The 8,469-nt window shown below is 33.8% G+C and carries 9 protein-coding genes; 5 read left to right on the top strand and 4 right to left on the bottom strand.

Annotated elements, in window-relative coordinates:
* Positions 1–135: 135 nt before the first annotated feature.
* Both RMR19_RS09060 and RMR19_RS09055 read right to left on the bottom strand, forming a co-directional pair.
* The gene (locus tag RMR19_RS09060; RefSeq protein WP_310603170.1) at positions 136–609 is read right to left on the bottom strand and encodes a GNAT family N-acetyltransferase; all 474 of its coding nucleotides are present in this window, start codon (positions 607–609) and stop codon (positions 136–138) included.
* 81 nt (positions 610–690) lie between these two features.
* Positions 691–1,575: a LysR family transcriptional regulator gene (locus tag RMR19_RS09055; protein WP_310603169.1), complete on the bottom strand. Its 885-nt coding sequence runs from the start codon at positions 1,573–1,575 to the stop codon at positions 691–693.
* 180 nt (positions 1,576–1,755) lie between these two features.
* Between RMR19_RS09055 and RMR19_RS09050 the strand changes: the two genes are divergently transcribed.
* From RMR19_RS09050 to RMR19_RS09030, 5 genes are all read left to right on the top strand, one after another.
* Complete coding sequence (locus RMR19_RS09050; RefSeq protein ID WP_310603168.1) at positions 1,756–2,268, top strand: YbhB/YbcL family Raf kinase inhibitor-like protein; 513 nt, start codon at positions 1,756–1,758, stop codon at positions 2,266–2,268.
* A 110-nt stretch (positions 2,269–2,378) separates the two neighbouring features.
* Positions 2,379–2,822, top strand: coding sequence for a MarR family winged helix-turn-helix transcriptional regulator (locus RMR19_RS09045; RefSeq protein WP_310603167.1), 444 nt, complete (start codon positions 2,379–2,381; stop codon positions 2,820–2,822).
* An 80-nt stretch (positions 2,823–2,902) separates the two neighbouring features.
* A complete protein-coding gene (locus RMR19_RS09040) occupies positions 2,903–4,657 on the top strand; it encodes an ABC transporter ATP-binding protein (protein ID WP_310603166.1) in 1,755 nt (584 codons plus the stop codon).
* Positions 4,644–6,554, top strand: a complete 1,911-nt coding sequence (locus RMR19_RS09035) for an ABC transporter ATP-binding protein (RefSeq protein ID WP_331654689.1) — start codon at positions 4,644–4,646, stop codon at positions 6,552–6,554. Before RMR19_RS09040 ends, RMR19_RS09035 begins: the two co-directional genes overlap by 14 nt.
* A 164-nt stretch (positions 6,555–6,718) precedes the next feature.
* Entirely contained in the window at positions 6,719–7,357 is a 639-nt protein-coding gene (locus tag RMR19_RS09030; RefSeq protein WP_310603165.1) for a hypothetical protein, read from the top strand.
* Between the two features lie 174 nt (positions 7,358–7,531).
* On the opposite strand, the gene RMR19_RS09025 is transcribed toward RMR19_RS09030, so the two are convergent.
* Complete coding sequence (locus RMR19_RS09025; RefSeq protein WP_310603164.1) at positions 7,532–8,158, bottom strand: response regulator transcription factor; 627 nt, start codon at positions 8,156–8,158, stop codon at positions 7,532–7,534.
* Position 8,159: 1 nt separating this feature from the next.
* The coding region (locus RMR19_RS09020; RefSeq protein ID WP_331654688.1) for a sensor histidine kinase at positions 8,160–8,469 on the bottom strand (310 nt) is incomplete at its 5' end.

Below are 8,469 nucleotides of genomic sequence, written 5' to 3'. Positions count from 1 at the left end.
GCGGATGTTTAACGTCAACAAGGTGTATCGTGACTGCGTTTTGTCAGAGAATGCAGTTACGATACACTGTTTTCTAAAATGTAAATGAGCCATATGAAGATTTTCGGTTGGAGAATCTAAAGCCAAGGAATGCGATTAATGTAATGGTAACTCCATATATAGTTCCGCTTTCGCATTATCATTATAGGAAGGGATTCCAACAAACCCGTATTTATGATATAAGTGAACTGCAGCATGGAGTTCTAGTCTTGTATCGAGGAGTAGTTTATCAAATCCATTTTCGCATGAATAATGAATTGCGGTTTCAAGCAACAAACGTCCATAACCTTTGCCTTGATATTCTGCTAATACAAACATTCTCTTTAATTCTGCAATCTTTTCTTTTGCATCATCAATGCTGATATTCTTGACAGCAACCGTCCCAATTATGAAATTATCTTCACAAAGGCACCACATACAGCCATGTTCCATGTATGCTTTCTGTACGTTAGAGATATCGATATGTCTTCCAGTGGGATCGTAACCCCAGCCTAAATGAGTAAGGCATTTTTCATAGAAGCGCTCAATATCCTGTTGCATATTTGGGTTAAAAATCTTTAATTCAAGCAATTTTTCTCCTCCTTGCTAAAAACTGCACCACAATTTTCTGACATGGAGCAGCACATAAAAATGATTCTGTGTATTGGTTGCTCAATTTATCTTTTCGCGTTCTTTAGCAATAAAATCTTCAAATAAAGTATTAAAAGTATGAATCGCGGGTAAATCCTTTTTCCAGATTAAATAGGTATAAGAAATAGGTGGTAGTATATCTTTCGGTTCAACTAACTTCATCTTTGATTGTTTCAAACCTTCCATAATATAGACAGGTAAATAGGAGATGCCTTGATTGGCTTTAATCAAATCTGCTGTGGAGCGGACGGATGATATACTAACAAAATTTGAATCTGGAGATATCTTAGAAATTGATTCTTTTAATTCCTCCCAATATGTGGGATGGTTATCTGATAAAATTCTATACTTTTCAAAATATTCTTTTTCACTTGATAAGATACGATTCTCAGGAATATCTGGTACGGTTAATTGAATTTTTCCTTCACATATATTTTTGAAGTGTATTTTTTTCGTATTAGGTATCTTTCGATCGATTCCAATATCGTATTGCCCCTCGGCTATTGCTTGTGGAATAGAATCTTCTAATATAGTAGTGGATATATTTATAGCTGGCTCTTTTTCAAAGAATAGTGGTAAAAATCTAGGAAGCAAGTAATTATCTATGTAGGTAGTAACAACAATTTTCAGTGTTGTTTTATAATTTGATTTCATGTTTTTCATATCATAAATTCCTTGTTCATAAACTTCTATGGTTTTTTGAGCAATAGGACAAAAGTAACGCCCTGTATCTGTTAAAACAATATTTCTTCCAGATTGTTCAACCAAAGCCACTCCCAGTAAAGATTCAAGATTTTTAATATGATTATAAACCGATGTTTGTGTAATAAATAATTCCTCAGCCGCTTTTCTATAATTCTGATATTTGGCGACAACTAAAAATGTATAATACCATTCTAAATTCATATTGAATCCTCCCTAGTGTTAATTAAGTATAACATAGAGTCTTGGCTTTTTCACGTTCTGATTATTTTGGGGAAAATAGATTGTTTCTTTTTTCTAAATGATATGTTAAGTAATTTTAAATTTTAAGTTGTCGCTGAATGTAATACAATGGTATTCAAGAAAAGACGAGGAGTGTCAACTATGAAAATTAAAATTAAAACAGAAAATGGATACCTACCACAGAGATATTCAAAATATGCAGAAGAACCATATAAATTCAAAGGGAATCCAATCGTTTCGTTTCCTATTAATTTCGAGGAAGTTCCGAATGGAACAAAATCTTTTGCGCTTACAGTAATTGATTATGATGCTGTACCTGTTTGTGGTTTTCCGTGGATTCATTGGATTGCATGTGATATACCTGCGAATATATCAAACCTTCCAGAGAATGTAAGTGTTAATAATACACTTGGTATTATACAGGGAAAAAATAGTTTTTCATCAAATTTTGTTGGCGAAACGGACACAAAAATTACTTGCCATTATACAGGGCCAACTCCGCCAGATAAGGATCATAAATATACGGTTAAGGTATACGCTTTAGATTGTGAAACATTAAATCTAAATAATGGATTTTACCTAAATGAATTATACGATAAAGTAGAAAATCATATAGTAGCTGTTACATCGGAACAAGTTATTGCAAGGTATTAAGGCCTTGATTGACTAGAATATAAATGAGGTTTGCTCTTGACAAAAGAGAAAATCTCGTTTATTATGTTAGGGAACTAACAATTAATTTCGATAAAAAAGGAGGAGATTTCTTGCAGCAAGCACAGTCAATCGGTTTTGAGATAAAATCTGTTTCGAATCTGATAATGAGAAGTATTGATGCAAAAATTGCTGAAATTCCGGGCCATGATTGCACTAAGATGCATGGGTGGATTATTGGATATGTATATGATAAAGGCAAGAATCATGATGTTTTTCAAAAGGATATCGAGAGAGAGTTTAAAATTCGGCGTTCAACGGCAACGGGAATGCTACAGTTAATGGAAAAGAATGGCTATATGAAACGTGTTTCAGTAGAATATGATGCCAGACTAAAAAAGCTAGTACTTACCCAAAAAGCAATTGATTTGCATAAAGCGATTCGAACAAATATTGACGAATTTGAACAAGGTCTTATGGACTGCCTAACAAAGGAAGAGCAAGATGTGTTTTTTCAGATTACAGGCAAACTTAAAAGGATGCTTGAGCAGAAGTAAGTCCATTTTTTTTATGCAAAATATTGTTAGGGAGCTTACAGATAGGAAGCTAACAAAGTTATGACAAAAGGAGGAAATGTATGTTAAAGACATTATTAGCTGAAGTCAAAGAGTATAAGCGAGATTCTCTATTGGCTCCAGTATTTATTATTTTAGAAGTTATAATGGAAATCATTATTCCTATTATGATGGCTTCCATAATTGATAATGGCGTTGAGAAGGGAAATATACGCCATGTATGTATTATGGGAATTTGTATGATTGTAGTAGCTATGCTATCACTATCATTTGGTGTATTATCTGGTAGGGCAGCAGCGAATGCGAGTACTGGATTTGCAAAGAATATAAGAAATGCGATGTTTGGAAATATTCAAAACTATTCATTTGCTAATATTGATAAATATTCTACAGCAGGTCTGGTAACTCGTCTGACTACAGATGTAACAAATGTGCAAAATGCATACCAGATGGTTATAAGAATGTGTGCCAGAGCACCATTTATGTTAATATTTGCAATGGTTATGGCGTTTGTAATCAATTCAAGATTAGCACTTATCTTCTTAGGAGCAATCACGTTCCTTGGAATAATACTATTTATTATTGTAAAGAATGCATTCCCAATATTTCAAAAGGTGTTTCAAAAGTACGACGATTTAAATGCTAGTGTTCAAGAAAATATCAATGCAGCTCGTGTAGTAAAAGCATATGTACGAGAAGATTATGAAATTAGCAAGTTCCAAAAAGCCTGTACGAATGTTTATACTATGTTTGTAAAAGCAGAAAAGTTATTAACCTATAATTCACCTGCTATGCAATTGGCGATGTATGGTTGCATTCTGCTACTATCTTGGCTTGGAGCAAAGATGATTGTAGGTGGTTCGTTAACAACAGGGCAATTGATGAGCTTATTTAGTTATGTAACGAATATCTTAATGAGTTTGATGATGATTTCTATGATGTTTGTTATGATTACAATGTCAAAAGCTTCTGGTGATCGTATTGCAGAAGTAATTAACGAAAAATCAGATATAACAAATAAAGAGAAAACAATAAATACAGTAAAAGACGGTTCTATTACATTTAAGAATGTATCATTTTCTTATAAGAACCATGGAGCAGAAAAAGAAGATGACACGAATGTATTAAGAAATGTTAATTTCAAGATACAATCTGGTCAAACCATTGGTATTATTGGTGGAACAGGTAGTGCAAAATCATCACTTGTTCAGTTGATACCAAGACTCTATGATGTGTCTTCAGGCGAACTGTTAGTTGGTGGAGTAGATGTTAGAGATTATGACATGGAAGCGCTTCGAGATGAAGTTGCAATGGTTCTTCAAAAGAATGTATTATTCTCAGGAACAATTAAGGATAATCTTAGATGGGGAAATAAAAATGCCACTGATGAACAAATGATTCATGCATGTAAATTAGCACAAGCAGATGAATTCATTAGTCAATTTCCGGAGGGATATGATACATACATTGAACAAGGTGGCAGCAATGTATCCGGTGGACAAAAACAAAGATTATGTATTGCAAGAGCATTACTTAAAAATCCGAAAATCTTAATATTAGATGACTCCACAAGTGCAGTAGATACAAGAACCGATACGTTGATACGTAAAGCATTTAAAGAAGAAATTCCGAATACAACAAAGATTATTATTGCGCAGAGAATTACTTCCGTTCAGGAGGCAGATTTAATAGTTGTATTAGATGAAGGTGAAGTATCTGCTTTAGGAACACATGAACAACTTCTCGAAAGTAGTCATATCTATCGTGATGTGTATGAATCCCAAATGAAAGGAGCAGATCAAGATGGCAGCAAATAATGGACAGAAAATGGCAATGGGAGCGAAACCAAAGCTTGAAAACCCAGGAAAAATTATTAAACGTTTATTAGCATATATATTCAAGGAATACAAACTGGCATGTGTGGCTGTTTTAGTTTGCATTATGATTAGCTCCTTAACAAGCGTTATTGGAACGATGTTTCTAAAGAGTTTAATTGATGTTTATATCATACCATTCTTAGGACAACAAAATCCGGATTTCACATCATTGCTTCAGGTGCTATGTAAGATGGCATGTGTGTATTTACTAGGTGTATTCTCAACATGGGCATATTCAAGAATTATGGTTTTCGTAACACAAGGAACAATGAGAAATATTCGTAATGATTTATTTAAACATATGCAGACGTTACCAATCAAATATTTTGATACACATGCACACGGGGACATTATGAGTATCTATACAAATGATACAGATACATTGCGTCAGATGATAAGCCAAAGTATTCCCCAGTTATTATCATCAGGAATCACAATTGTGAGTGTATTTATCTCGATGTTAATTCTAAATATTCCATTGACGTTGGTTGCGATTGTGATGGTTATTATTATGCTTATTGTAACAAAAAATATTGCATCAAACTCTGGAAGATATTTTGCAGACCAACAGAGAAATCTTGGTAAAGTAAATGGCTTTATCGAAGAGATGATGGAAGGACAGAAAGTTGTTAAAGTATTTTGTCATGAAGAAGAAAATATAAATCAATTTGTAGAGATAAGTGAAGAACTATACGAAAGTGCAAACAATGCAAATAAATATGCAAACATACTTATGCCAATTACAGGTAATCTAGGTCATATCAGTTATGTACTAACTGCAATTGTAGGTGCGTTACTTGCAATCTATGAGGTAGGTGCATTTACATTAGGAGGCTTGGCATCATTCTTACAGTTCAACCGTTCTTTCTTTATGCCGATTTCACAAGTGTCACAACAGCTTAACTCCATTGTTATGGCACTTGCAGGAGCGAAGCGAGTATTCGAATTATTAGATGAGAAACCAGAGGTAGATGATGGGTATGTAGAACTTGTAAATGCATCTATTTCCGATTCTGGAGAAATTAAAGAGGTTGAGAAAAGAACAGGAACTTGGGCATGGAAACATTATCACAAAGCAGATAATACAATCACATACCAAAAGATGGAGGGTGATGTTGTATTTGACCATGTTGATTTTGGATATAACGATGATAAGATTATTCTTCATGATATCGTTATTGATGCAAAGCCAGGAGAAAAGATTGCCTTTGTTGGAGCAACAGGAGCAGGAAAAACAACCATAACAAACTTAATCAACCGTTTCTACGATATTCAAGATGGTAAGATTCGCTATGATGGCATTAACATCAATAAAATCAAGAAAGCAGACCTTCGTCGTTCTCTTGGAATCGTATTACAAGATACCCACCTATTCACTGGTACAGTAATGGAAAACATTCGTTATGGCCGTTTAGATGCATCGGATGAGGAAGTATTAGAAGCAGCGAAGTTAGCGAATGCACATCATTTTATTAAGCATTTGCCAGAAGGATATAACACCGTATTAACAGGAGATGGAAGTAATCTATCACAAGGACAAAGACAATTATTAGCCATTGCTAGAGCTGCAATCGCAAATCCTCCAGTATTAATTTTAGATGAAGCAACATCAAGTATTGATACAAGAACCGAGAAGATTGTGCAGGAAGGCATGGATCGTTTGATGAATGGCAGAACCGTATTTGTTATCGCTCATAGATTATCTACGATTAAGAATTCCGATGTAATCCTTGTACTTGATAAAGGTAACATTATTGAACGTGGAAATCATGACCGATTGCTTGAGAAGAGAGGCACATATTATCAATTGTATACAGGGTTATTAGAACAAAGTTAGAAAGGAAGGACTTGGGAGAACGAATGGTTATCTCAAGTCCTTTTGATAAATAATGATAATTTAAAAATAGGAAAAAAGTAGTATTGACTAGGAAGAAATGAAATATTACAATATTAGACATGTCGGTTAAAGACAGGAAAATAAAAAAAGGATGGGATTATATTATGAAAAACTTAAAAACAAAGATAAGTATTATCGCTATGATGCTTATAATCATTTCTGCATTTGCAGGGTGTGGTAAGAAAGAAAAAGAAACAGAAATAGAGTACCAAAAGGGAACACTTACAGAAACTTCTTTTGAAAGTGAATTTTTAAATCTTAAATTCACTGTACCAGAAGGATATACAATGCTTACACAAGACTATATGGATGAGTTAGCACAATATTCTACTGAAATAATGTATGAAGATGCTAGCCAAACACAACTTGATTATGCCAAAGCATCAACGGTATATGAGATGATGTGTACAGAAACAACAAAAGGAAGTCCGAATGTAAATGTTGCTGTTGAAAATCTTTATGATAATAAAGTTTCAGTTGACGAATATATGGAAATAACAAAAACACAATTGGAAGCATCGGGAATTGCATATACATTTGGAGATGTAAGAAAAGATGTAGAATTAGCAGGTGAAAAATATTCCGTACTTGATTGCTATGGAACATATAGTGGTCAGGAGCTATCTCAACAGATCTATCTTAGAAAAATTGGAAACAGAATGATGGCATTAACTGTTACAAGTACAGATGATACCGCAGAAATGAGAGATGCATTATTAGCTGCATTTTCATCATACAAGTAAGAATAAAAAGTAGTACATATAGAATTAAATATAAGAGAGTAGTGCCATGTTTGGCATACAACAAAAGGACTCAAGAGGAATGAATTTCCCTTGCGTCCTTTTGAGTCTTTAGAGTATCGAATGGAGAGCACAGCTCAGTGCAAGCAATGTTCAGACCCACCCTATAATATATAATTACTGTTTGTTCTTGTAATAAAAAATTGCAATTTGTGTACGGTCACGCAAGTTTAATTTCTCTAATATTAGGCTTATGTAATTACGTACAGTACCTTCACTTAGGAATAGTGTCTCAGAGATTTCTTTGTTTGAATAACCTTCTGCAATTTGAGTAATCAATTCATATTCTTTGTCTGTAACACCAAAATCTTCATAGATTTTCGTAGAAGAGGTTTGATTCATAAGATTCGGTAATTTCGTAATAATCTCACTACCATATACGTTTTGTCCCATCTCAACGGCTTTAATAGAAGGGACAATACTTTCATAGTTTTGTTTAAGCATATAACCTTTCGCCCCAATGTTAAGTGCTTTGATAATATAGTCATCATCTAAAAACGTAGTCAAATATAAAATCTTAGCATCTGGGTGCTTCTTTAGTATGATTTCACCCGCTTCTAGGCCAGTCATTCCTTCCATACGAATGTCCATAAGGACAACATCAGGATTTAATTCCTCGTATAATTCTATTGCAGCCGTCCCACTGTTATCAGTCCCAATAACAGTTATATCAGGGTCAGCAGATAAGATAATCTTTAGTGATGAACATACTAAATTATCATCATCAATTACTAGAATATTCATATTATAGTCCTCCCTTTTTTGGAATAGTTATAAAAATCTCAAATCCTTTATCCGTAATAATATTAAAATTACCTTGAAATGATTTGATGCGATCAGCCATACTTTGAAGTCCCATTCCATCGCCTACTTTATTTTGTGATAGATACCATTTAGCAGTGGAAGTAAGTGTCCCGTTATCAGCAACAATTAACTGATACATAGCAGGATGCTCTAATAATTTAATTGATACATGTGTAGCATTGGAGTGCTTAATAACATTGTTAAGAGACTCTTTCACAATATTAATCAGACAGCTCTTAATTTTAGCATCA

Source organism: Anaerosporobacter sp. (assembly GCF_031551385.1).
Taxonomy (GTDB): Bacteria; Bacillota; Clostridia; order Lachnospirales; family Lachnospiraceae; genus Anaerosporobacter.
The sequence above is the reverse complement of the archived record's forward strand: the minus strand, read 5'-3'. Positions and strand labels throughout refer to the sequence as shown.

Coding starts and splice junctions, on each gene's coding strand:
- RMR19_RS09055 (WP_310603169.1), bottom strand. CDS start 1,575: ATGAATTTAGAATGGTATTATACATTTTTAGTTGTCGCCAAATATCAG.
- RMR19_RS09050 (WP_310603168.1), top strand. CDS start 1,756: ATGAAAATTAAAATTAAAACAGAAAATGGATACCTACCACAGAGATAT.
- RMR19_RS09040 (WP_310603166.1), top strand. CDS start 2,903: ATGTTAAAGACATTATTAGCTGAAGTCAAAGAGTATAAGCGAGATTCT.
- RMR19_RS09035 (WP_331654689.1), top strand. CDS start 4,644: ATGGCAGCAAATAATGGACAGAAAATGGCAATGGGAGCGAAACCAAAG.
- RMR19_RS09030 (WP_310603165.1), top strand. CDS start 6,719: ATGAAAAACTTAAAAACAAAGATAAGTATTATCGCTATGATGCTTATA.
- RMR19_RS09025 (WP_310603164.1), bottom strand. CDS start 8,158: ATGAATATTCTAGTAATTGATGATGATAATTTAGTATGTTCATCACTA.